Source organism: Geodermatophilus obscurus DSM 43160 (genome assembly GCF_000025345.1).
Taxonomy (GTDB): domain Bacteria; phylum Actinomycetota; class Actinomycetes; order Mycobacteriales; family Geodermatophilaceae; genus Geodermatophilus; species Geodermatophilus obscurus.
In genome coordinates this window covers 618379-640700 of sequence record NC_013757.1, presented here as the reverse complement: position 1 = coordinate 640700, position 22322 = coordinate 618379, and the positions used below count along the sequence as shown (strand labels likewise).

Below are 22322 nucleotides of genomic sequence, written 5' to 3'. Positions count from 1 at the left end.
TCGGCGAGGTTCGTGTCCAGCTCGCACGGGCCTGCGCGGCTGGTGCCGCCGGAGTGTAAGGGAGGTCACACCCCGTACCGGTAGTCCTGCGGCCCGTCGTCTTCCTCTCGTCGTGCAGCGGGACGTCACCCGGAGGTGTGACAGTGGTGGGGTGACCACGCTCCACCCGGTCCGGCCGGCTCCCCCTCCCGGCACGGACCCTCTTCCCCAGGGTGGGTCGCCCTCCCCCGCCGGCACGCCGCCGCCCGGGGCCGACCTGCTGGCCGCCGTCCTCTCCGGGACACCGGAGGAGGAGCAGCCGGTCACCCACGTGCACCGGATGCCGGTGCGGGACAGCCGCACCCTGCCGTGGCCCGCGTGGGTGAGCCCGGAGCTGCGCGGACGGCTCGAGGCCCAGGGGGTGCACGCGCCCTGGCGGCACCAGGTCGAGGCCGCGCAGCTGGCCCGCGACGGCTCGCACGTCGTGGTGGCGACCGGGACGGCGTCGGGCAAGTCGCTGGCCTACCAGGTGCCGGCGCTGACCCGGCTGGCCGAGGACCCCCGCGCCTGCGTCCTGTACCTGGCGCCGACGAAGGCCCTGGCCCGCGACCAGCTGGCCTCGGTCGCGGAGCTGGCCGACCCGTCGGTGCGGCCGGCCGCCTACGACGGCGACACCCCCATGGAGGAGCGGGAGTGGGTCCGGCGGCACTCGCGCTGGATCGTCACCAACCCGGACATGCTGCACCGCGGTGTGCTGCCGGCCCACCAGAAGTGGTCGAGCACGCTGCGCCGGCTGGCCTACGTCGTCGTCGACGAGTGCCACGCCTACCGCGGCGTCTTCGGCTCACACGTGGGTCACGTGCTGCGCCGACTGCGGCGGATCTGCCGCCGTTACGGCGCCGAGCCGGTGTTCCTGCTGGCCTCGGCGACGGTGGCCGAGCCGGCCGCGGCGGCGACCCGCCTCGTCGGCGCACCGGTGGTCGCCGTGACCGAGGACGGCTCGCCGCGACCGGGCGCGACGTTCGCGCTGTGGGAGCCGCCGCTGACCGAGCGCACCGGCGAGCACGGTGCTCCGCTGCGCCGCTCGGCGGCCGCGGACGCCGCCACGCTCCTGGCCGACCTGGTGGAGCGCGGCGCCCGCACGCTGGCGTTCGTCCGGTCGCGGCGCAGTGCGGAGTCGGTGGCCGAGCAGGCCCGGCACGTGCTGCGCGACCGCGGCCGCGCCGACCTCGCCCGGCGGGTGGACTCCTACCGCGGCGGCTACCTGCCCGAGGAGCGGCGCGAGCTGGAACGCGCACTGTCGGCCGGCGAGCTGCTCGGGGTGGCCACCACGAACGCCCTGGAGCTGGGCATCGACATCGCCGGCCTGGACGCCGTCGTGCTGGCCGGCTACCCCGGGACGCTGGCCTCGCTGTGGCAGCAGGCCGGCCGGGCGGGGCGGGCACAGCGCGAGTCGCTGGTCGTCTTCGTCGCCCGCGACGACCCGCTGGACCACTACCTGGCCCACCACCCGCGCGCGGTCTTCGGCCGGCCGGTGGAGGCCACCGTCACCGACCCCGGCAACCCCTACGTGCTCGGACCGCAGCTGTGCTGCGCGGCCGCCGAGCTGCCCCTGGTGCCCGAGGACCTGGCCGACTTCGGCGGCGCGGTAGCCGAGGCGCGGGTCGAGGAACTGGTCGCCGAGGGATCGCTGCGCCGCCGGCCCACCGGCTGGTACTGGGCCGGTCGCGGCCGGCCGGACGTCGACATCCGGGGCAGCGGCCTGGCCCCGGTCACGATCATCGAGGGCGACACCGGGCGGCTGCTGGGCACCGTGGACGGCGACGCCGCGCACGCCACCGTGCACACCGGCGCGGTCTACGTGCACCGCGGTGAGACCTACGTCGTCGACGAGTTCTGCGTCGACGACGCCGTCGCGGTCGTCCACCCGGAGAGCCCGGAGTGGACGACGGTGGCGCGGGACGTCACCGACCTCGCGATCGTCGCCGTCGACCGGTCGCGGTCGCTGGGCACGGTCACCGCGCACACCGGCGTCGTCGACGTGACCAACCAGGTGGTCGCCTACCAGCGGCGCCGGTTGGGGTCCGGCGAGGTGCTGGCCGAGTTCCCGCTGGACCTGCCGCCCCGCCAGCTGCGCACCCGGGCGGTCTGGCTGACGCTCGACGAGCGGGCCGTGGCCCGGGCCAAGGTCGACGACGCCGAGCTGCCCGGCTCGCTGCACGCCGCCGAGCACGCGGCGATCGGCCTGCTCCCCCTGCTGGCCACCTGCGACCGGTGGGACCTCGGCGGGGTCTCGACCGCTCTGCACCCCGACACCGGGGCGGCCACGGTCGTCGTCTACGACGGGCACCCCGGCGGCGCGGGCTTCGCCGAGCGCGGGTTCGCCGTGCTGCGGCGCTGGCTGCAGGCGACCCGGGCGACGGTGGCCAGCTGCGAGTGCGAGAGCGGCTGCCCGTCCTGCGTGCAGTCGCCGAAGTGCGGCAACGGCAACGAGCCGCTGGACAAGGCCGGCGCGGTGCGGGTGCTCGACGTCGTCCTCGACGAGCTGGCCACCGCCGAGGCGGCCGACGAGGCGGTTCCCGACGGGACCCCCGACGAGGACGACAGCGGGGACGCCGACCGGCCATGTGCACCCACCGACGAGGTCACGCCGGGAACGACCCGAGTGGGTGGCCCGGACGCGGAGCCGCCCACTGTGGAGGGCGACCTCGTCTTCTGACCCCGGCAACCGCGGCCCACCCCCGCACGGAGTGGCTGAGAGACTGGCCGGCGATCGCCCGGCCGGCCGTCGGCCGAGCTGCGCCCGCTGGGCCGGGGCGGGCCGCTGTGCCCCTGGGGAGGCTCAGCGCTCCACCCGGAACGCCACCGCCCGCACCGGGGCGCCGTCGGCACCGGCCAGTCTCAGCGGCAGCACGCTGACCACCGGGTCCTCCGGTACCGCACCCAGGTCGCGCAGGTTCTCGACGATGACACCTCCGGCGCCGAGCACCTCAAGGTGCGCGGCGAACCCGTCCGCGGGTCCGCCTCCGGCGACGGTCTCGTCGAGGCTCAGCGCGTCCAGCCCGACGGTGCGGACGCCGGCCGCCACCACGCGCGCAGCGGCGTCGCCGGTCAGGTAGGGGTGGTCGAAGTAGGCGTCGGTCCCCCGTGCTCGTCCCACCCGGTGCGCAGCAGCAGGATCCGGCCGGGGCCCAGCAGGGACGCCCAGGGCGCGAGGTCCGCCCACTCGATCCGGCCGTGCGGCGGCTTGCCGCGCACGTCGGCGACGACGGCCGGCCCGAGGAAGTACTCGAGCGGGAGCTCGTCGATGCGGGCGCCGTCCTCGAGGAAGTGGTACGGCGCGTCGACGTGCGTCCCGGTCTGCGAGCCCATCCGCACGTGCAGGACGTTGTATCCGTCGGCCGCCACGGTGGCGGCCGGGCTGAAGCGGGCCACCGGGTCGCCGGGGTAGACCGGGGTGTCGTCGTGCAGCGGGTGGGAGAGGTCGATCACCTCCCGGACGGGCGGGGTTGCCGAACCGGTCACCGGGCCTCCTCGAGCTCGACGGTCACGGGGCGGGCGTGAGGACCCACAGGACCTCGCAGGTCGCCGCCGACGGGTTGAGCCAGGTGTGCGGTGTCGCGCCGGGCATCGTGAACGCGTCGCCCGCCTCCAGCTCGACCACCTCGCCGGGGAGCAGCAGGCGCAGCCGGCCACGGAGCACGTGGACGAACTCGACGTCGCAGGCGAGCGAGTAGAGCTCCTCCCCACCCCCGCCGCCGGGCTCGATGACGGAGCGGATGACGTGCAGGTCGCGTTGCGCGCCCGCAGTGAGCAGGACCTCGCGGACCCCCTGCCCGCCGAAGTTGATCGGCGGGGCCTCGGCGGCGCGCACCAGCGAGGTCGCCGGCGGCTCGAACAGCTGGCCGACGCCGATGCCCAGCACACCGCACACCGTGACGAGCGAGGCGACCGACGGCGAGACCTCGTCGCGCTCCAGGCGGCTGAGGAAGCCCTTGGTGAGCCCCGCCTCCGCCGCCACGGCCGCCAGCGTGAGACCGGCCGCCTGCCGGGCGGCCCGCAGCCGGGCGCCCACCCGGGCGTCGGCCGGGTGGGACGGCCGCGTGAGCCGCCGGACCTCGCCCGCCATGCCGTCCCCCTCGTCGTCGTCCGCTCGGCCTCTCAGCATGCCGTGTCACCGGGCGGGAAACGACTGTTGTCCACAGCGCAACCCGGCTCTAGCCTCTGCGCACCCCGGTGGTCGGTCCACCGCCGGACCGGGAGGTGCACATGAGCGGAGCGGAGGTCGCCGGGCCGGCGGCCGAGCAGCGGCGGCCGCGGGCCACCGAGGTAGAGCAGCACGGGATCGACACGATCCCGGACGCGGAGCGGACGTCGCGCCCCCTCGACCTGTTCCGCATCCAGTTCGGCCCCGCCGGCCCGCGACTGGTCCCGGCGCAGGAGGCCGTGGCGCCGCCGGTGACCGACGACCCCCGCGCCTCCGTCCACCGGGTGGACCGCCGGGGTCCGGTCCAGCCCGCCGCCGGAGACGGTCGACCGGTGACGCCGCGCGCCGATGCAGCCGCCGAGGTGCGCACCACGGCCTCCACCCGGGCCGGGCGGGACGAGCTGCGGGAGCGGATGACCATCGTCTTCGACCGTGAGCCGTCCGGGCAGTGGCCGGCCGTCCACGAGCACCTGCCGCCCGCTCCGGCGACCGCCGGGTGGCCGGAGCTCACGGCGCCACCGGACCGGCACGGGCACGGCCGCTGGCCCGGCTGACGCCCAGCGGGCCGAGCCGGACGGGGACCTCGACGGCGACCTCGACGACCGCCCCGCCGCCCACCGTGCAGGCCGTCAGCCGGGCACCGTTGGCGCCGGCCACCTCCCCGGCCGCGGCACAGGCGCCGGGGTCGCCGCGGACGGCGTGCTCGGCCGCGGCCAGGGCGGCGAGGTCGGCCGCGGCGGCGGCCCGGTGCCGGCCGACCACCGCCGCTCCGACCAGCACCGCCGCCACCCCGATCGCAGCCAGGACACCCGCCAGGGCGACCACCCACACCGTGGCCGACCCCCGCTCCCCCGCGGGCCGGGACCCGGCGCTCACCCGGGTGCCTCGGCGGTGCCTGGCTCCCGCTGGGCCACCGCGGAGGCCGACACCGGCACCCGCAGCGGGACTGGCCCGAGCGGCGCCACCTGTGCCGCGACCGTGACGGTGACCGTGGCTCCGCCGACGGCCACCGTGGTCGCCGCCCCGTCCGGCGCGGCCTGGCCGGCCAGCGTGGTCACCAGCGAGGTGTCCTCGCCGCGGGCGGCCGCCCGGGCGCCCTCGCGGGCAGCGTCGACGCACCGCAGCTGCGCTCCGACGACGGTCACCGCGGCGACCGCACCGGCGAGCACGAACAGCAGCACCGGCAGCACGACCGCCGTCTCGGCCGTCACCATGCCCGCCTCACCGCGGAGCCGGCCGCGGCGCCGCCGCCGGACCATCAGGACAGGGTCGCCAGCGCGTCGGCGACGAGCGCGCTGAGCCCGTCGACGACCGAGCCCCCGGTGACCACCCGGTAGAGGACGGCGGCGAAGGCGCAGGCGGCCACGGTCCCGACGGCATACTCGGCGGTGCTCATCCCGGCCTCGCCGGCCGCCCGGACGCGCGCCCACCGCTCCCGCAGGCCGCGCGGCCGGCCCTCCTCGGCCGGGGTGCCGTCCGCGTCGGGCAGCTCCTCGTCGCCGGTTCGCGTCGTGCAGGGTGCGGTCACGGTGCCTCCTCGGTGTCGGGCCCGCCTCCCGGGCCGTCACTCCGACCCTCGCGGGACGAGAGGACCCGGCACAGGCGCGGACGGGATCTGTGGACGCCACCGCCCGCTGTGGACGCCGGGCTCAGCCGAAGACGTCGGCCGCGATGCCGAGCACCAGCGGCACCACGCCCAGGCAGAGGAAGGCCGGCAGGAAGCAGACCCCCAGCGGCGCCAGCACCCAGACCCCGGCACGCCGGACGGCGGCGTCGGCGCGGCTGCGCTGCTCGGCGCGGGCGTCGCCGGCCAGCGACCGCAGCGCCGGGACGACGGTCGAGCCGGACTCCCCCGCCCGCACCAGGACCCGGCCGAGGACGGCCAGCTCGGCGGGCACGTCGGCCCACGCCCGCCGCGGCGCCGCGCCCAGCCGGTAGAGGCCGGCCACCGTGGTCAGCTCGGGGCCGAGGGGACCCGCCAGGGCGGCGGCCACCGCGGCCAGCGCACCACCCACGGGCAGGCCCGCCTCGAGGCAGACCGCGAGCAGGTCGCAGGCGACGGGCAGGTCCGCCTCGGGTGTCGGGCCGGCCCGCGCGCCCTCCCGGCTGCCGCGGCGCAGCAGCCGTTCACCGCCGACCGCGACGAGCCCGGCCACTCCCACCCCGGCACCCCCGCCGACCAGCAGCCCGGCGGCCAGGCCGGTCGCGCCCGCCAGCAGCCACCGCCGCCGCACAGCGCCCGGACCGGAGGGCTGCGGCGGGCGCCCTGCACCGTCCCGGGCGGCCAGCCACCGGGCGCGGACGGCGACCGGCGACCGCACCGGCCAGCACAGCAGGGCACTCGCCAGCACGAGCGCGACCACAGCGGCGCTCACCGCACGGCCCGGCGGACCAGCCGCGCCGACCAGACCAGCCCGGCGACCTCCAGCCCGACGCCGGCCACGAGCAGCAGCTGACCGGTCCCCGTGGTGGTCAGCACCCGCCACGGGTCGGCACCCACGCCGCCGCCCATGACCAGCCCCAGGACGGGGAGCCCGGCGAGCAGGGCGGCGCTGGCCCGTGACCCGGCGGTGGCCGAGCGGAGCTCCAACCGGTGCCGGGACCGGGCGCGCAGGTCGTCCTCCACCGCGCCGACGACAGCGGCCAGCGAGCAGCCGGTGCGCGCGCTCAGCCGCGCGGCCGCCGCCACCCGGCCCAGGGCCCGCCCGAGCTCGCCGCCGTCGTCGGCCTCCCCGGCGCCGTCTCCCGGCGAGCGGACCGCCCGGGCCAGCGCCCGGCCGCTGTCGTCGTCCGCGCACGCGGCGACGGCGGCACGGGTGGCCTCGTCCAGCGACCGGCCGCTGCGCAGCTCCGCGCCCAGGCCGGTCAGCGCCTCGACCAGCGCCGCCAGCCGGGCCTCCTCCTGCGCGCCGGCCCGGCGACGCAGCTCGGCACGGGCGGCGAGCGCCGCGCAGCCACCGGCGAGGGCCGCGACCAGCGGGGTGCTCAGCAGAGCGGCGACCGCGCCGGCGGCGGTCGCCGCGACGGCCGGCAGCGGGACGCCGAGCGCCGGTCGGAGGCCGACGTCCGCGGAACGCACGACCGACCGCCACCGCTGCCGTGCGAGCGCCGCGGGTCCCGGCCACAGCAGCAGGGCGCCGGCGAGGAGCAGCAGTCCGCCGGTCACCCGCGCCCCGCCGAGAGCAGGTCCGCCAGCAGCGGCGCACCCGGACAGGAACCGCCGTCGGCCCGCCAGCCGGACTCCACGACGACCAGGTCCCCGGCGCGGCGCACCACGCCGACCTCCTCGACCCGCCGTCCGGACGGCGTGCGCCGCAGGTGCACCACCGCGGACAGGGCCGCGGCGGCCTGGCTGTGCACGGCCAGCCGGTCCAGCCCCGCGGCCACCCCGAGCGCCTCGAGCCGCGCCGGGACCTCGGCCGGCCGGTTGGCGTGCAGGGTGCCGCAGCCGCCGTCGTGCCCGGTGTTGAGCGCGGTGAGCAGATCGGTGACCTCCGCCCCGCGCACCTCGCCCACCACGAGCCGGTCCGGCCGCATCCGCAGCGCCTGGCGGACCAGGTCGCGCAGCGTCACCTCGCCGACGCCCTCGACGTTGGGCGGCCGGGTGGCCAGCCGGACGACGTGCGGGTGCGCCGGCACCAGCTCCGGGGCGTCCTCGCACAGCACCAGCCGCTCCCCGGAGGGGACGAGGCCGAGCAGCGCGGACAGCAGCGTCGTCTTGCCCGAGCCGGTGCCGCCGGTGACCAGGAACGCCCGCCGCCCGGCGACCAGCGCCTGCAACAGGTCGCCGGACGTGCCGGGGAAGGCGCCCCGCGCGGCCAGGTCGGCGAGGGACAGCGAGGCCCGGCGCAGCACCCGCAGGGACAGGCAGGTCCCGCTGCCGGACACCGGCGGCAGGACCGCGTGCAGCCGGGTGCCGTCGGGCAGACCGGCGTCCACCCAGGGGGCGGCGTCGTCGAGCCGGCGTCCGGCCGCGGCGGCCAGGCGGACGGCGAGACGGCGCACCGCGTCCTCGTCCGGGAAGCGCACGAGCGTGCGCTCCAGCCCGCCGCCCCGGTCGACCCACACCTGGTCGGGGCCGTTGACGAGCACGTCGCTCACCCCGGGCTCGCGCAGCAGTGGCTCCAGCGGACCGGCGCCGGCCAGCTCGTCCACGGCGTCGCGGACCGCCTGCAGGACGTCGTCGTCGCCGAGCAGGCCACCGGACTCCTCCCGGACCAGCGCGGCGACGGCGGCACGCGTCGGCACCCCGGGCTCGAGGACCAGCCGTGCGCGGACCCGGTCGACCAGCACCCCACTCACGCCGCCGCGCCGTCCACCCGGGCCAGCTCGGCGAGCAGCCGGCGGGACAGCGCACCCAGCGGCGAGCGCGCGCCCACCTGCGGTGGCCGGCCCTGCTCTCCGCGGGGCAGCGCGCTGCGGTCGGTACCCAGCTCCCCCAGCACCGGCCGACCCACGACGTCGGCGACCTCGTCGGTGGACAGCCCGCCGGGCACCGGGCGCACCACCAGCTGCGCCGCGGACCACGGCACGGACCGGCCCGCTCCGGCGGGCTCGACCAGCAGGCGGGCCGGGACGACGAGCACCGCGAGGTCGGCCTCGGCGAGCACGGCGGCGGTCGCCTCGGCGCCCGCCGTGCGGGGCAGGTCGACCACCACCGGCCGGCCACCCGCGCGCGCCGCCTCGACCACGGCGGTCAGCGCCTCCGCCGGGACCTCCCCGGGCGCTGACCGCGAGGCCGCGAGCACCGAGACGCCAGCGACCTCGGGTAGCGCGGCCATGAGCGCGTCGCCGGCCACCCGGCCGCGCAGCCCGGCGAGCTCCGGCCAGCGCAGGCCCTCGTCCCGCTCGGCGCCGAGCAGCAGGTCCAGCCCACCGCCCCACCCGTCGGTGTCGACCAGCAGTACGCCGTCCGAGCCGGGTGCGGCGGCCAGCGCGAGCGCCGCCGCCAGCGTGCTCACCCCGGCGCCGCCGCAGCTCCCGCCGACGGCGACGAGCCGGCCGCGGTCGACCGGACGGCGCAGCGCCGAGGCCACCCGGGACACCAGCCAGCCCTCGTCCGCGGGCAGCACAGCGACCCGCTCGGCGCCCTGCTCCACCGCGGCCGCCCAGACCGGGGCGGGCAGCTCCCCCGGTGCCACGACCACGACGCCGGCACGGCGGGGCAGGCCCCGTACCGGCGCGGAGGTCAGGACGTCGGCACCCAGCAGCACCAGGGGTGCCTCCCGGTGGGCGCGGCGCAACGCCGGACCGGCCGTGGCGACCTCGGGTTCGGTGCCCGCGGCGGCGAGCAGCCTCAGCAGGTCGTCGAGCAGCTCCTCGTCGGCGCTGGCGACGAGCAGGCGGGTGGGCGGGGACCGGAACGCGGACACGCCCGCCAGCCCAGCCCGGGAACGGACGGGGCGCGAGGGGCGGCCGGGATCTGTGGACGACCCGAACGGGTGTGGACGCGTTCGTGCGCCACGTCACAGTCGTCCGGCACACCTACAGTCGTGAACCGTGACCCGCGCAGCGGCGTTCTTCGACCTGGACAAGACCGTCATCGCCAAGTCCAGCACCCTGGCCTTCGGCCGTCCGTTCTTCCAGGGCGGGCTGATCAACCGGCGCGCCGTCCTCAAGGGCGCCTACGCGCAGTTCGTCTTCTCCCTCGCCGGCGCCGACGCGCCGCAGATGGAGCGCATGCGGGCGCAGATCACCGAGATGTGCACCGGGTGGGACGTCGCCACGGTCCACGAGATCGTGCGCGAGACGCTGCACGACATCGTCGAGCCGATGGTGTACGCCGAGGCGGCCGACCTGATCGAGGAGCACCGGGCGGCCGGCCGGGAGATCGTCATCGTCTCCAGCAGCGGGGCGGAGATGGTCGAGCCGATCGGCGAGATGCTCGGCGTCGACCGCGTGGTGGCCACGCGCATGGTGACCGTCGACGGCCACTACACCGGCGAGATCGACTTCTACGCCTATGGGGCGAACAAGGCGGTCGCCGTCCGGGAGGTGGCCGCGGAGAGCGGCTACGACCTGGCCGACTGCTACGCCTACAGCGACTCGATCACTGACCTGCCGATGCTCAAGGCCGTGGGGCACCCGACGGCGGTCAACCCCGACCGGGCGCTGCGGAAGGCCGCGACCGAGCACGGCTGGCCGGTGCTCGAGTTCACCTGGCCGGTGACCATGGGGTCGCGCTTTCCGGTCCCGTCCGCGCCGGTGGTCACCGGTGCGGCCATGAGCGTGGGCGCCGCGGTCGTGGGCCTGGCCTGGTACGCCCGCCGGCGTGCCCTGCGCGTAGCCGCCGCGACCCCGCCGGCACCGGTGCCCGGCCGCTGGCGGCGCCGCGGCGCCTGAGGAAGGACCCCGTCCTACCCACCCCTCTGCAAGGACCCCCTGCCCCCACCGCTCGCAAGCTCGCGGCGGACCCTGCAGGGGGCCGGGACCCGGGACGGGGCCGCGGCGGACTCTGCACGGGGGCCGTCGGCGACGGAGCCGACGCTCAGACCGGCAGGCGCTCCCGCACCCGCTCGACGAGCGTGCGCACCGCGGACACCGGCCGGAACGCCCGCGCGGCCGCGGTGAGCGCCGCCTGCTCGTCCGGCCGCAGGTCGATGTCGGCGGCCGCGGCGTTGGCCTCGACCTGCGCGACGCTCGACGCGCCCGGGATCACCACCACCCGCGGCAGGGAGACCAGCCAGGCCAGCGCGATCTGCGCGGGTGCGACGGCGTGGGCCGCGGCCACCTCGCGGAGGACGCCGAGCAGCGGCTCGGCGCGGCGCAGGTTCTCGGTGCCGAAGAGCGGGTTGGCCGCGCGGACGCCGCCGGGCCGGTTGTCGACCCCGTAGCGCCCCCCGAGCAGGCCCTGGGCCAGTGGGCTGTAGGCCATCACCATCCGACCCTCCCGCTCGGCGAAGGGCACCAGGTCGTCGAGGGCCGACGGCGCCGCCAGGGAGAAGTGCACCTGGTTGCTGACGACCGGCCGGCCGAGGGCGGCGTCGGCGGCCTGCCACCGCGCGAGCGAGTAGTTGGAGACGCCCACCGCGCCGATGCGGCCGGCGTCGAGCAGCTGCCGCATCCCGGGCATGGTCACCGTGTCGGGCACCACCGGGTTGGGCTGGTGCACCTGGTAGAGCGGCACGCGGTCCAGCTCCAGGCGGCGGGCGCTGCCGGCCAGCCGGTGGCGGACCACCGGCGGGAACGGGGCCACCGGGAAGACCTTGCTGGCGACGACGACCTCGGCGCGCTCTTCGCCCAGTGCCTCCCCGAGGATCCGCTCGCTGCGGCCGAAGCCGTAGACCTCCGCGGTGTCGAACAGGGTGGTGCCCAGCTCGCGGGCCCGCCGGACGATCGCCTTGGCCTCGCCGGAAGCGTAGGCGTCGCCATAGCCCCACTCGCGGGAGCCGAACTGCCAGGTACCGAGGCCGACCCGGCTGACCGCACCGAGCCCGTCGACGTCGAGGTAGCGCACGACCGACAGTCTCGCCGCCGCCCCGGACCGCCGCAGGACGACCGGACCTCAGCCGCGAAGCAGGGCCTCGGCGATGGCCAACCCCTCCAGCGCCCCGTGCTCGGTGGCGCGGCAGCAGTGCACCAGCCACCCGGCCACGCCCTCGGGCTGCCCGGAGGCGTAACCGGCCAGTGCGCGGGCGTACTCCTCGCGGCCGAGCTCCGCGAAGCCGACCTCGGGCACCGAGACGGCCTTGGGGTCCAGCCCGCGGGTGATGCCGGTGAGCCGGGCGGCCGCGCGGGCGACGACGCCGTCGGCGGTGCCGAACGGGGCGATCGCGGCCAGCTCGCCGTGCACGACGGCGGCCAGCACGACGGCCGGCACGGAGCTCTCCCCGGTGACCAGGGAGAACAGGCCGGCGAGCCGGGGCCCGGCGTGGGCACCCGGGCGGCCGAGGCCGGCGCGGTCGGCGAGGTCCGCCGCGGCCAGCACGTGCAGCCGGGCCAGCACCTGGCCCGGCGCCCGGGACCAGGTCTCCATCATCGAGCCGAGGGCGACCGAGGTCCGCAGCGAGCCCTGCACGACCGGGTCGTCGACCTGCCCGGCCCGCAGGTCGGCCAGCGGGACGTCGACGCCCTCGAGCGCGGCGGACGCACGAGCGCCGCGCAGCGCCGACTCGGTGCTGACCTCGGCCGACCGGTTGCGCATCAGCCGGTGCCGGAGCAGGCGGTCGATGCCGGCCCGGGCGCCCTCGGCGGCGTCCCGCACGCCGGGCAGGTCGAGCAGCGCGGCGAGCGGGTCGGCAGCGGCCGGGCGGGTTCCGGGACGACCGGCGCCGGGACGGACGGGGATGGTCACGAGTCCTCCTCGCTGACGCTCGTCGGCCTCGCGACCAACGGTGCCGGGTCCATGGGTGAGCTCGCACGCTCGCTCACCGGGTCCTCCTCGCTGACGCTCGTCGGCCTCGCGACCAACGGTGCCGGGTCCATGGGTGAGCTCGCACGCTCGCTCACCGGGTCCTCCTCGCTGACGCTCGTCGGCCTCGCAGCCAACGGTGCCGGGATCGACGGGGAGCGCACACGGTCGCTCCCGGTGGACGACGGTACGAGGCGGGCCGCGGGAACCGGCGGCACCCTGGCTACGCTCCCTGCCACCATGGCCCGGCCCCTGACCCTCCTGCTCGTGCGCCACGGGCAGAGCGAGTGGAACGCCGCGGGCCTCATGCAGGGCCAGACGGCGCACGTGCCGCTGACCGAGCTCGGGCACGCCCAGGCGGCCGGGGCCGCGCGGGAGCTGGCGGAGCTGCACCCCGGGGCGCTGGTCTCCAGCGACCTGCGCCGCGCGGTGCAGACCGCCGAGCACTGCGCCCGCGCCACCGGCCTGCCGGTGACGACCACGCCGGCGCTGCGCGAGCAGGGCTACGGAGTGCTCGAGGGCCGGCCCTCGCGCGAGCTGTGGGGCGTCGTCGACTGGACCGACCCGCACTGGGCGGCGCAGGGCGGCGAGAGCCTGGCCGAGCTGCACGCCCGGGTGGGCGCCTACCTCGAGCAGCTGTGCGCGGACCCACCGGCCGAGGTGGTCGCACTGGTCACCCACGGCGACACCATCCGGGCGGCGCTGGCGGTCGCCGCCGGGCTGGGCCCGGACGCGATGCCGGCGGTCACCCCGCACAACGGCACGGTGACGGCGCTCGAGCTGGTCCTGTGAGTGCCGCGGAGGCGACGGGCGAGCGAGCATCGCAGGGAGCGCCGGCGACCGGGGAGCGGAACGAGCCCGGAGACGAGCCATGAGCAGGGTCCTCGTGCTCGGCGGCTCGCGGTCGGGCAAGTCCGCGCACGCTGAGGCACTGCTGGCCGACGCCGGCGACGTCACCTACCTGGCCACCGCTCCCCCGGTCCCCGGCGACGCCGAGTGGGCCGAGCGGGTGGCCGCGCACCGGGCCCGCCGTCCCCCGGGCTGGACGACGCTGGAGACGACCGCGCCCAGCGACCTGCTGCGCCGGGGCACCGTGCTGGTCGACAGCGTGACGACCTGGGTCGCCGCGCTGATGGACGAGACCGGCGTCTGGACCGACGAGCCGGGCGCCCGTGACCGCCTGGCCCGCCGCTGCGACGCGCTGGTCGAGGCCTGGACCACGACCCCCGCGCACGTGGTCGCGGTGTCCGACGAGGTGGGGCTGGGCGTGGTGCCCGAGACGCGCTCCGGGCGGCTGTTCCGCGACACCCTGGGCTCGGTCAACCAGCGGCTGGCCGGCACCGCGGACGAGGTCTGGTTCGTGGTCGCCGGGCTGCCGCAGCGGCTGCGATGAGGTGGGCCGGGCCGCTGGAGTCCGCTGCGCTGCTCACCGTCCTCCGGGTGCCGGCGCGGGCGGCGTCGTCCACCCGCGGCGTGCTGCCGTGGGCGCCACTGGTCGGCCTGGTGCTCGGCGGGGTGGCGGCCGGTGTCGGCCTGGCCGGCGCACGGCTGGTCTCCCCGCTCACCGGGGCGGTGCTGGCCGTGGCCGTGCTGGCGGCCCTGACCCGCGGCCTGCACCTGGACGGGCTGGCCGACACCGCGGACGGGCTGGGTCCGCTGCGCGGCCGGGAGCGCGCGCTGCAGGTGATGCGCCAGGGGGACGTCGGCCCGTTCGGCGTGGTGACGCTGCTGCTGACCGTCCTGCTGCAGGTGGCCGCCGCGGCCACCCTGCTCGGGGCCGGGCGGGGCTGGACGGCGCTCGTGGCGGCACCGCTCGTGGCCCGGCTCGCGATGGCGCGCACCGGGTTGCCGGGAGTGCCGATGGCTGCGGGCTCCGCACTCGGGCAGTCGGTCGCCGGCACGGTGTCGGCGCGCTGGCTGGCCGGCTGGGTGTTCGTCGCCGCGGCGCTGCTCACCGTCGCGGACCAGGCTCTCCTGGTGAGCGCGGTAGCCGGCCTGCTCGCGGCCGAACTCCTCCTGCGCCGGGCGCGCGCCCGGCTGGGCGGCGTCACCGGCGACGTGATGGGTGCGATGGGCGAGACGGCGGCCACGGTCACCCTGCTGGTGGCCGCGGCCGCCCTCGACTGAGGTCGGCCCCCTGCAGGGACCCGCCGCCGGCCCCGTCCCGGGTCCCGCCCCGAGCCTGCGAGGGGTGGGGAGGACGGGGTCCTTCCATGGCGGGGGGCAGGGAGGTCCTCCTTCAGCGGCGGCGCAGCAGGCCGCCGAGCAGCCCGCCGAGGCCGCCCGAGGCCGCGGGGGTCGCGCGCCCCCGGCCGGCTCGCCCGGTGGTCGTCCGGCCGTAGCCGCGACCGGTCGACATCCGCCCGGTGGAGCGGGGCATGCCCCGCCCGGACCGCCCAGCGCTGCGGCCGGCGCTGCGCGCAGTGTTCTCTGCCGTGCCCATCAGTCGTCCGAGGATGCTCATGCCAGCAACCTACCCAGCACCGCGCCGGTCAATGCGCCGGTCAGGAGCGTGAAGACGCCGGGGTCTCCCCGCCCTCCAGGTCGCCCTCGGTGTCGAGGTAGGCCTGCTGCAGCTCGGCCAGCAGGCTCGCGTCCGGCTCGGCCCACATCTTCCGGTCGACGGCCTCCAGCAGCCGCTCGGCGATGCCGTGCAGCGCCCACGGGTTCGACTGCTCCAGGAACGCGCGGTTCTCCGGGTCGAGCACGTAGGTCTGCGCGAGCTTCTCGTACATCCAGTCGGCGACCACGCCGGTCGTGGCGTCGTAGCCGAACAGGTAGTCCACGGTGGCGGCCAGCTCGAAGGCACCCTTGTAGCCGTGCCGGCGCATCGCCTGCAGCCACTTCGGGTTGACCACTCGGGCGCGGAACACCCGGGCGGTCTCCTCGGTCAGCGACCGGGTGCGCACCGACTCGGGCCGGGTCGAGTCGCCGATGTAGGCGCGCGGCGCCGAACCGGTCAGCGCGCGGACCGTCGCGACCATCCCGCCGTGGTACTGGAAGTAGTCGTCGGAGTCGGCGATGTCGTGCTCCCGCGTGTCGACGTTCTTCGCCGCCACCGCGATCCGCCGGTAGGCCGCCTCCATGTCCGGGCGGGCCTGCACGCCGTCCAGCCCGCGGCCGTACGCATAGCCGCCCCAGACGGCGTAGACCTCGGCCAGGTCGGCGTCCCCGCGCCAGTTCCGGGAGTCGATGAGCGGCAGCAGCCCGGCCCCGTAGGCACCGGGCTTGGAGCCGAACACCCGCGTGGTGGCCCGCCGGCGGTCGCCGTGCCCGGCCACGTCGGCGTCCACGTGGGCGCGCACGAAGTTCCGGTCCGCGGGCTCGTCCAGCGCCGCCACCAGCGTCACCGCGTCGTCGAGCATGGTCACCACGTGCGGGAAGGCGTCCCGGAAGAACCCGGAGATCCGCACGGTCACGTCGATGCGCGGGCGGCCCAGCTCCTCGAGCGGGACGGGCTCCAGCCCGGTCACCCGCCGGGAGGCGTCGTCCCACACCGGGCGGACGCCGAGCAGCGCGAGCACCTCGCCGACGTCGTCCCCCGAGGTGCGCATCGCCGAGGTCCCCCACACCGACAGCCCGACCGAGGCCGGGTAGGAGCCGGTGTCGGCGAGGTAGCGCTCGACGAGGGAGTCGGCCATCGCCGAGCCGGTCTCCCAGGCCAGCCGCGACGGGATGGCGCGCGGGTCGACGGAGTAGAAGTTGCGCCCGGTCGGCAGCACGTTGACCAGCCCGCGCAGCGGCGAGCCCGACGGCCCGGCGGGCACGTAGCCGCCCTCGAGGGCGTGCAGCGTCGCGTCCATCTCGTCGGTGGTGCGCTCCAGCCGGGGCACCACCTCGTCGACGGCGAACCGCAGCACCGCCTCGACGCCCTCGTCGGAACGCCCGAGCACCTCGGCGACCACGGACTGCACGGCGTCGGGCACCCAGCCGGCGGTCTCCATGGCCGCCACCAGCGCCTCGGCCCGCGCCTCCACCACGTCCGTCTCGGTGCGCGACGCCCCCTCGGGCAGCCCGAGCGCCTCGCGCAGCCCGGGCAGCGCCACCGCGCCACCCCAGATCTGCCGGGCGCGCAGCATCGCGAGCACCAGGTCGACGCGGTCCTGACCGGACGGCGGCGTGCCGAGCACGTGCAGGCCGTCGCGGATCTGCGAGTCCTTGATCTCGCAGAGCCACCCGTCGACGTGCAGGACCATCTCGTCGAAGTGGTCGTCCTCGGGCCGCTCGGACAGCCCCAGGTCGTGGTCGAGCCTGGCCGCCTGCAGCAGCGTCCAGATCTGCGCCCGGACGGCGGGCAGCTTGGCCGGGTCCATCGCGGCGACGTTGGCGTGCTCGTCGAGCAGCTGCTCCAGCCGGGCGATGTCGCCGTAGGAGTCGGCGCGGGCCATCGGCGGCACCATGTGGTCGACCAGCGTGGCGTGCGCGCGGCGCTTGGCCTGCGAGCCCTCACCCGGGTCGTTGACCAGGAACGGGTACACCAGCGGCAGGTCGCCGATCGCGGCGTCCGGCGCGCACGAGGCCGACAGCCCCACCGTCTTGCCGGGCAGCCACTCCAGGTTGCCGTGCTTGCCGACGTGCACCAGCGCGTGCGCCCCGAACACCGAGCGCAGCCACCAGTAGGCGGCGAGGTAGTGGTGGGACGGCGGCAGGTCCGGGTCGTGGTAGATCGCGATCGGGTTCTCCCCGAAGCCGCGCGGCGGCTGGACCATCACCACGACGTTGCCCGCCCGCAGCGCGGCGAAGACGATGGCCTGGTCGTTCCCGGAGCCGTCCACGAACAGCGCGCCCGGCGGCTGTCCCCAGTGCTCGACCATCGCGTCGCGCAGGTCGGCCGGGAGCGTGTCGAAGAAGGCGCGGTACTCCGCCGCGGGGATGCGCACCGGGTTGCCCGACAGCTGCTCCTCGGTCAGCCAGTCCGCGTCCTGCCCGCCCGCGGCGATGAGCGCGTGCACCAGCGCGTCGCCGTCGAGGTCGGCGACACCGGGCAGCGCGTCGGGACCGTCGAACGGGCCGACGTCGTAGCCGGCGCCGGACATCGCGGCCAGCAGCCGGACGACCGACGCCGGGGTGTCCAGGCCCACGGCGTTGCCGATGCGGGCATGCTTGGTCGGGTAGGCGCTCAGCATCACGACGATGCGGCGGTCCGCGGGCGGGGTGTGCCGCAGCCGCGCGTGCGCGACGGCGGTACCGGCGACCCGTGCGGCCCGCTCGGGGTCGGCGACGTAGGTGCTCAGCCCGTCCTCGTCGGTCTCCTTGAACGAGAACGGCACGCTGATCAGCCGCCCGTCGAACTCGGGGATCGCCACCTGGTTGCCCACGTCGAGCGGGGAGAGGCCGTCGTCGTCGGCCAGCCACTCCTCCCGCGAGCGGGTCAGGCACAGCCCCTGCACCACCGGCACGTCCAGCGAGGCCAGCGCGCCGACGTCCCACGCGCCGTCGTCCCCGCCGGCCTGCGCGGTCGCCGGCCGCGAGCCGCCGGCGGCGAGCACCGTGACCACCAGGGCGTCGGCGCCCCGCAGCGTCCCCAGCAGCTCGTGGGAGACGTTCCGCAGGGACGACGTGAAGACCGGCAGCGCGGAGCCACCGGCGTCCTCGACCGCGGTGCACAGCGCCTCGACGAACGCGGTGTTCCCGGCCAGGTGGTGCGCCCGGTAGTAGAGGACGGCGACGGTCGGGCCGGTCCCCCGGCTCTGGCGCTCCAGCACGCCCCAGTCGGGGGCGACCACGGGCGGCTCGAAGCCCTCGCCGGTGAGCAGCACGGTGTCGGACAGGAAGCGGTGCAGCTGGACGAGGTTGTCCGGCCCGCCCTGCGCCAGGTAGCCGTGCGCCTCGGTCGCGACGCCCATCGGGACGGTCGACAGCTCCATCAGCTCGGCGTCGGGCAGCGCCTCCCCGCCGAGGACGACGACCGGTGCCGGACCGGCCAGCAGTGGCGCCAGCAGCTCCTCGTACTGGCGGCGCACCCCGAGGAGGCGGACGACGACGAGGTCCGCGCCCTCGGTCAGCGCAGCGGTGCCCGCGTCGTCCAGCCGGGCGGGGTTGCCCAGCCGCCAGTCGGCGCCGCTGGCGCGGGCGGAGAGGAGGTCGGTGTCGCTGGTCGACAGCAGCGTGAACACCAACGGCACGCTACCGGGACGAGCCGGGGCCTCGCGGCGCGGACCCAGCCGGTTCCGGCAGGTGGCGACGCCCCGGGGAGCCGAGGTCGCGCGCCGTGATCCAGGTGATCATGGGCCGCGAGGGCGGGCAGTCACCCAGCCCTTCGCGATGCCGTCGCACTTGAGCGCGACCTGCTGCATCTCCCCGGTGCCCACCGCTTGCCGGTGAGCGGGTTGACCGGCGTGGTGGCGTACCGGGTCTCGATGGTTGTGGTCAGGGCGTCGCAGTGAGGACGTGCTCGTCGCTGCGTCAGCCCTCGACGACGGCGAGCAGGTCGGTGCCCGCCTCATCGTCGGTCCCGGTGGCGGCCTGGACCTTGCGCTCCTTCGCGGCGCGGGCCCGCTCGACCGCCGCATCGCGCACCTCCCCGATGACGCTCACGCCGCCCCCTTCCCTGCGTCCTCGGCGGCCTGGCGCTCCCGCGCCCACAGCGACAGCGCCCGCACAGCCATGAGCCAGCAGCCGATCGCGGCGAGCCCGAACAGCGGCCACCACGCGTCGTCGTTCCACTCGACGTTGTTGGGCTGGCGCACGTCCCAGGCGATCCCCGCCACCAGCAGCCCGCTGATGAACCAGCCGGCCGCGTTGTACAGGTGGCCCGGCTTCTTCGCCGGCTTCGCGGGCTTAGCCACGGCCGTCCCCCTTCTCGACCTCGACCTCGACCTCGACCTCGGTGCGGCCCAGGTCCTCGAGTCGCTGCGCTCGATGGCGTCGGCCTTCGACTTCACGGCCCCACCGTCGATCGCGCTCGAGGCGATGCAGGCGGCGGCCGAGCCGGTCGGCTGAGGAGGGTCAGCAGCCCCCGTCGCCGCCGCCGCCACCGCCGCCGCCGCCGCAGTCACCGCCCCAGCCGCCGCCGGCCCACCCCCCTGAGCCGCCGTGGGCGTACGCCCCGGAGCGGCTGCGGCGGACCTCGCGCACGCTCTGACCCGGGGGCGTCAGCAGGTACGGCGGGGGCGGGTCGAAGACGGCGGTGTGGAGCTCGGCGTCCCACGCGGAGGGCCCGGCCAGCGCCACCGCCAGCGCGGGGTTGCCGCCCGTGCCCGTCGGGAACGGCGGGCTCTGCCGCACCTGCCGCAGGGCGGCTCGACCCGCCCGCGTCAGACCCGACAGCGTCCAGAACGACGGCTCCCGCGCGCCCACGCCCCCGCGCCGGGTGAGCAGCCCGTCCCGGGCCAGACCGTCGGCGACGGTGGCCAGGCGAGGGTCGGACCGCGCTCGCCAGACGAGTCCCCAGACGGAGCGTCCGCGCGGTCCCACGGCGTCCAGGACCACCGCCTCAACGGGGTGCCGACGGTGGGGGTCCACGACGTGCAGCCGGCCCGTGGCGCGGTCCACGCGCAGTCGCCCGTTCTCCACCAGGGCGACCACCGCGGTCTCGACCACGCGTCGGGGGCCGCCGGCCAGGTAGGCGATCTCGTACAGGTCGGAGCGGAGCAGGGGGACGTGCGTTCCGGTCATGTCCGTCGTCCTTGGCGTCGAGGATCGAGAGGGCTGCGGCCGCAGGCTCACGGTGGCACGCGCCCACCGGGCGACGCCAGCGCGCTTGCACGATTGCACGCACGGTTACCGTCGCGCCGTGGTCGACCGGGACACGCCGTCGGTGCGCGAGCGGCGGCTGGCCCGCGAGCTGCGGCAGCTGCGGACCGGCCTGCACCTGCACGCCAAGGAGGTCGCCGCCCGCCTGGGGTGGTCGCCGTCGAAGGTCTCGCGGATCGAGACGGCGCGGACCGGCATCACCGCCGACGACCTCGACCGGCTGCTCGAGCTGTACCGGGTCCCCGACGACCACGCCGACCTGCTGCGCCGGCTGGCGCCGTCGGCCCGGCCACGCGGCTGGTGGGACGCCTACGCCGACACGCTCTCGGCCGGCTACGCCAACCTCATCCGGCTGGAGGCCGGGTCACGGGCGCTGCGCTGCTTCGGCGCGCTGGTGCCGCACGCGCTGCTGCAGACACCGGACTACGTGCGCCAGGTCGTCCTCTCCACCTGGGAGCGGCCCGCACCGCCGGAGGTCGAGCGCCGGGTGCAGGTCTGCCGCCGCCGGCAGGAGGTCCTCGACGCCGCCGACCCGATGCAGCTGTGGGCGGTCCTGGACGAGTCGGTGCTGCACCGCGCCGCGGGCGCGCCCGGGACGTCCGACGGCGCGACGGTGCTGCGGGGTCAACTGGAGTGGCTGGCCGAGGTCGCGGGGCGGCCGAACGTCACGCTGCAGGTGCTGCCGTTCGACGCCGGTCTGCCGCCGGTGACCGCGGGCTCGTTCTCCGTCCTCGAGTCGCGCGCCACCGGGACGCCGGACGTCGTGTACCTGGAGAACAAGACGCGGATCGGCTTCGTCGACGGGGAGGCCGAGGTGCACCGCTACGGCCGGGCGTTCGAGCTGCTCACCGAGATGGCGCTCGACCCCGACGCGTCGGTCGACCTGATCCGACGGTTGGCCGCCGACCAGTAGCTGTCAGCCGGCGCCGAGGGCGTCGGCCACCCGGTGGTGCGCCACCGCCTCACCCGCCCGGCTCTGCCGCTCCAACGTGCGGGCCAGCGCCCGCCGGGCCCAGCCGTTGGCCGGGGCCATCTCCACCAGGCGGGTCAGCGCCTCCTCCGCCCGCGCCAGCTGCGCGGACCCGAAGTAGGACCGGGCCAGCAGCTCGAGCGCGGCCTCGTTGGCCGGCTCCGCCTCGACCAGTGGCTGCAGCAGGCGCGCCGCCTCGATCGGCCGCCCCATCGCGAGGAACAGGTCCGCGCGGAGGAACTCCGAGTGCAGGTCACGCTGCGTCATGCCGGGCAGAACGCCGCGGCCTCGCCACACCTTCCCGCGAGAAGCCGTCGCTGCAGTGCATCCACCCGGCGCTCGGGAGGCGAACAATGGTCACAGTCCCACCTCCCCGGGAGATCCCATGGCACTGCGACTGCACCTCCCGCACCGCACGAAGCCCTCCTCCGGACCAGCCGGCGACCCGCACCTCGGCGCGCGGGTGTTCGCCGTCCAACGAGCCGGCGCCGTCCTGGTGGCGCTGGTCCTGCTGGTCTTCGGTCTGCTCGGCTTCGCCGACAACCTCGACTACTTCTCGACCGAGGGTGAGCGCATCCTCGGCCTGTCCTCCAACGGCCTGCTGTCCACCATCTCGGTGGTCGTGGCGCTCGTGCTGCTGGCGGCCGCCGCGCGCAGCCCCCGCACCGTCTCGACGGTGATGCTGGTCATCGGCGCGCTCTTCCTGCTGTCCGCGCTGGTGAACCTGGCGGTGCTGCGCACCTCCTTCAACCTGCTGGCGTTCGAGTTCGAGAACGTCGTCTTCTCCGTGGTCGTCGGCCTGCTCCTGCTGACGCTCGGCGCGTACGGCCGGATCAGCGGGCACCTGCCGGCGGACAGCCCGTACGCCCGCCTGCGCCCGGGGGACGACGAGGACATCGACCTGACCAGTGACCTGCCGTCGACCCCGGCCGAGGTCGAGGCGGAGCGGGCGATGCGCGAGGCCGAGGTGGCCGTCGTCCAGCACGTCGCCACCAACGACCAGCGCCGCCGGGTGGCGGCCATGGCCTCCCAGCACAGCCGGGCCGACCGCCGCCGGGTGTGGATGTCCTTCGACGACGCGCACCGGCTCGGCTGAGCCGGGCCGCCGCCGCTCACCGGGC

Annotated in this window: 27 protein-coding genes; 9 read left to right on the top strand and 18 right to left on the bottom strand. The window is 76.7% G+C overall.

Translation table 11 applies throughout. The features are described 5' to 3' along the window. The first annotated feature begins 151 nt into the window (after positions 1-151). Positions 152-2698 (top strand): DEAD/DEAH box helicase, encoded by a 2547-nt coding sequence (locus tag GOBS_RS03005; protein WP_012946822.1) that lies wholly within the window; start codon positions 152-154, stop codon positions 2696-2698. A 123-nt stretch (positions 2699-2821) separates the two neighbouring features. Here GOBS_RS03005 and GOBS_RS27955 read toward each other — a convergent pair whose 3' ends face one another. Genes GOBS_RS27955 through GOBS_RS02995 form a run of 3 tightly spaced genes read right to left on the bottom strand, consistent with a single transcriptional unit; the run spans position 2822 to position 4147 of the window. After that, entirely contained in the window at positions 2822-3139 is a 318-nt protein-coding gene (locus GOBS_RS27955) for a cyclase family protein (protein WP_208104373.1), read from the bottom strand. Continuing rightward, positions 3091-3504, bottom strand: a complete 414-nt coding sequence (locus tag GOBS_RS27950; protein WP_208104372.1) for a cyclase family protein — start codon at positions 3502-3504, stop codon at positions 3091-3093. Before GOBS_RS27950 ends, GOBS_RS27955 begins: the two co-directional genes overlap by 49 nt. A gap of 22 nt (positions 3505-3526) precedes the next feature. Then, on the bottom strand, positions 3527-4147 hold the full coding sequence (locus GOBS_RS02995; protein ID WP_208104371.1) for a helix-turn-helix domain-containing protein: 621 nt from the start codon (positions 4145-4147) through the stop codon (positions 3527-3529). A gap of 101 nt (positions 4148-4248) precedes the next feature. On the opposite strand from GOBS_RS02995, the gene GOBS_RS02990 reads away from it, so the two are divergent. After that, positions 4249-4740 (top strand): hypothetical protein, encoded by a 492-nt coding sequence (locus GOBS_RS02990; protein WP_012946820.1) that lies wholly within the window; start codon positions 4249-4251, stop codon positions 4738-4740. On the opposite strand, the gene GOBS_RS02985 is transcribed toward GOBS_RS02990, so the two are convergent. From GOBS_RS02985 to ssd, 7 genes are all read right to left on the bottom strand, one after another. After that, positions 4694-5062, bottom strand: a complete 369-nt coding sequence (locus GOBS_RS02985) for an Rv3654c family TadE-like protein (protein ID WP_012946819.1) — start codon at positions 5060-5062, stop codon at positions 4694-4696. The genes GOBS_RS02990 and GOBS_RS02985 overlap by 47 nt on opposite strands. Next, a complete protein-coding gene (locus tag GOBS_RS02980; protein ID WP_012946818.1) occupies positions 5059-5445 on the bottom strand; it encodes a TadE family type IV pilus minor pilin in 387 nt (128 codons plus the stop codon). The genes GOBS_RS02985 and GOBS_RS02980 overlap by 4 nt, the downstream gene beginning before the upstream one ends. Further along, positions 5445-5714 (bottom strand): DUF4244 domain-containing protein, encoded by a 270-nt coding sequence (locus tag GOBS_RS28440; protein WP_012946817.1) that lies wholly within the window; start codon positions 5712-5714, stop codon positions 5445-5447. The genes GOBS_RS02980 and GOBS_RS28440 overlap by 1 nt, the downstream gene beginning before the upstream one ends. 121 nt (positions 5715-5835) lie before the next feature. Next, positions 5836-6561 (bottom strand): type II secretion system F family protein, encoded by a 726-nt coding sequence (locus GOBS_RS02970; protein WP_166487269.1) that lies wholly within the window; start codon positions 6559-6561, stop codon positions 5836-5838. Beyond that, positions 6558-7352 (bottom strand): type II secretion system F family protein, encoded by a 795-nt coding sequence (locus GOBS_RS02965; protein ID WP_012946815.1) that lies wholly within the window; start codon positions 7350-7352, stop codon positions 6558-6560. Before GOBS_RS02965 ends, GOBS_RS02970 begins: the two co-directional genes overlap by 4 nt. After that, positions 7349-8488, bottom strand: a complete 1140-nt coding sequence (locus GOBS_RS02960) for a TadA family conjugal transfer-associated ATPase (RefSeq protein ID WP_012946814.1) — start codon at positions 8486-8488, stop codon at positions 7349-7351. The genes GOBS_RS02965 and GOBS_RS02960 overlap by 4 nt, the downstream gene beginning before the upstream one ends. Continuing rightward, complete coding sequence (ssd, locus tag GOBS_RS02955; RefSeq protein ID WP_012946813.1) at positions 8485-9558, bottom strand: septum site-determining protein Ssd; 1074 nt, start codon at positions 9556-9558, stop codon at positions 8485-8487. Before ssd ends, GOBS_RS02960 begins: the two co-directional genes overlap by 4 nt. A 127-nt stretch (positions 9559-9685) precedes the next feature. On the opposite strand from ssd, the gene GOBS_RS02950 reads away from it, so the two are divergent. Next, positions 9686-10528 carry an HAD family hydrolase gene (locus GOBS_RS02950; RefSeq protein ID WP_012946812.1) on the top strand — a complete coding sequence of 281 codons (843 nt, stop codon included), beginning with the start codon at positions 9686-9688 and terminating at the stop codon, positions 10526-10528. Positions 10529-10673: 145 nt separating this feature from the next. On the opposite strand, the gene GOBS_RS02945 is transcribed toward GOBS_RS02950, so the two are convergent. Both GOBS_RS02945 and GOBS_RS02940 read right to left on the bottom strand, forming a co-directional pair. Beyond that, entirely contained in the window at positions 10674-11642 is a 969-nt protein-coding gene (locus GOBS_RS02945; RefSeq protein ID WP_012946811.1) for an aldo/keto reductase, read from the bottom strand. 48 nt (positions 11643-11690) lie between these two features. Then, the gene (locus tag GOBS_RS02940) at positions 11691-12479 is read right to left on the bottom strand and encodes a Fic family protein (protein WP_012946810.1); all 789 of its coding nucleotides are present in this window, start codon (positions 12477-12479) and stop codon (positions 11691-11693) included. A gap of 297 nt (positions 12480-12776) precedes the next feature. Between GOBS_RS02940 and GOBS_RS02935 the strand changes: the two genes are divergently transcribed. The 3 genes from GOBS_RS02935 (at position 12777) to GOBS_RS02925 (ending at position 14663) form a co-directional block, all read left to right on the top strand. Continuing rightward, positions 12777-13328, top strand: a complete 552-nt coding sequence (locus tag GOBS_RS02935; protein ID WP_012946809.1) for a histidine phosphatase family protein — start codon at positions 12777-12779, stop codon at positions 13326-13328. A gap of 79 nt (positions 13329-13407) precedes the next feature. Next, positions 13408-13929 (top strand): bifunctional adenosylcobinamide kinase/adenosylcobinamide-phosphate guanylyltransferase, encoded by a 522-nt coding sequence (gene cobU, locus GOBS_RS02930; RefSeq protein WP_012946808.1) that lies wholly within the window; start codon positions 13408-13410, stop codon positions 13927-13929. Then, positions 13926-14663: an adenosylcobinamide-GDP ribazoletransferase gene (locus GOBS_RS02925; RefSeq protein ID WP_012946807.1), complete on the top strand. Its 738-nt coding sequence runs from the start codon at positions 13926-13928 to the stop codon at positions 14661-14663. Before cobU ends, GOBS_RS02925 begins: the two co-directional genes overlap by 4 nt. Positions 14664-14775: 112 nt before the next feature. Here GOBS_RS02925 and GOBS_RS26745 read toward each other — a convergent pair whose 3' ends face one another. The 4 genes from GOBS_RS26745 to GOBS_RS26740 all read right to left on the bottom strand — a co-directional run bounded on the left by GOBS_RS26745 (position 14776) and on the right by GOBS_RS26740 (position 19246). Then, on the bottom strand, positions 14776-15000 hold the full coding sequence (locus GOBS_RS26745; protein WP_012946806.1) for a hypothetical protein: 225 nt from the start codon (positions 14998-15000) through the stop codon (positions 14776-14778). Between the two features lie 40 nt (positions 15001-15040). Further along, positions 15041-18652, bottom strand: a complete 3612-nt coding sequence (gene cobN, locus GOBS_RS02915) for a cobaltochelatase subunit CobN (protein ID WP_041241302.1) — start codon at positions 18650-18652, stop codon at positions 15041-15043. A 289-nt stretch (positions 18653-18941) separates the two neighbouring features. Next, the gene (locus GOBS_RS29155) at positions 18942-19073 is read right to left on the bottom strand and encodes a hypothetical protein (protein ID WP_012946804.1); all 132 of its coding nucleotides are present in this window, start codon (positions 19071-19073) and stop codon (positions 18942-18944) included. After that, positions 19070-19246, bottom strand: coding sequence for a hypothetical protein (locus tag GOBS_RS26740; RefSeq protein ID WP_166487268.1), 177 nt, complete (start codon positions 19244-19246; stop codon positions 19070-19072). Before GOBS_RS26740 ends, GOBS_RS29155 begins: the two co-directional genes overlap by 4 nt. A gap of 13 nt (positions 19247-19259) precedes the next feature. Here GOBS_RS26740 and GOBS_RS27030 point away from each other — a divergent pair, with 13 nt between their 5' ends. Further along, positions 19260-19478: a hypothetical protein gene (locus GOBS_RS27030; protein ID WP_166487267.1), complete on the top strand. Its 219-nt coding sequence runs from the start codon at positions 19260-19262 to the stop codon at positions 19476-19478. Positions 19479-19484: 6 nt separating this feature from the next. Here GOBS_RS27030 and GOBS_RS25125 read toward each other — a convergent pair whose 3' ends face one another. Further along, positions 19485-20153, bottom strand: coding sequence for a TIGR04222 domain-containing membrane protein (locus GOBS_RS25125; RefSeq protein ID WP_012946802.1), 669 nt, complete (start codon positions 20151-20153; stop codon positions 19485-19487). 118 nt (positions 20154-20271) lie between these two features. Here GOBS_RS25125 and GOBS_RS02900 point away from each other — a divergent pair, with 118 nt between their 5' ends. Continuing rightward, on the top strand, positions 20272-21144 hold the full coding sequence (locus GOBS_RS02900) for a helix-turn-helix domain-containing protein (protein WP_012946801.1): 873 nt from the start codon (positions 20272-20274) through the stop codon (positions 21142-21144). 3 nt (positions 21145-21147) lie between these two features. Here GOBS_RS02900 and GOBS_RS02895 read toward each other — a convergent pair whose 3' ends face one another. Next, on the bottom strand, positions 21148-21468 hold the full coding sequence (locus tag GOBS_RS02895; protein WP_012946800.1) for a tetratricopeptide repeat protein: 321 nt from the start codon (positions 21466-21468) through the stop codon (positions 21148-21150). Between the two features lie 118 nt (positions 21469-21586). On the opposite strand from GOBS_RS02895, the gene GOBS_RS02890 reads away from it, so the two are divergent. Further along, positions 21587-22297: a DUF4383 domain-containing protein gene (locus GOBS_RS02890; protein ID WP_012946799.1), complete on the top strand. Its 711-nt coding sequence runs from the start codon at positions 21587-21589 to the stop codon at positions 22295-22297. Positions 22298-22322 lie beyond the last annotated feature (25 nt).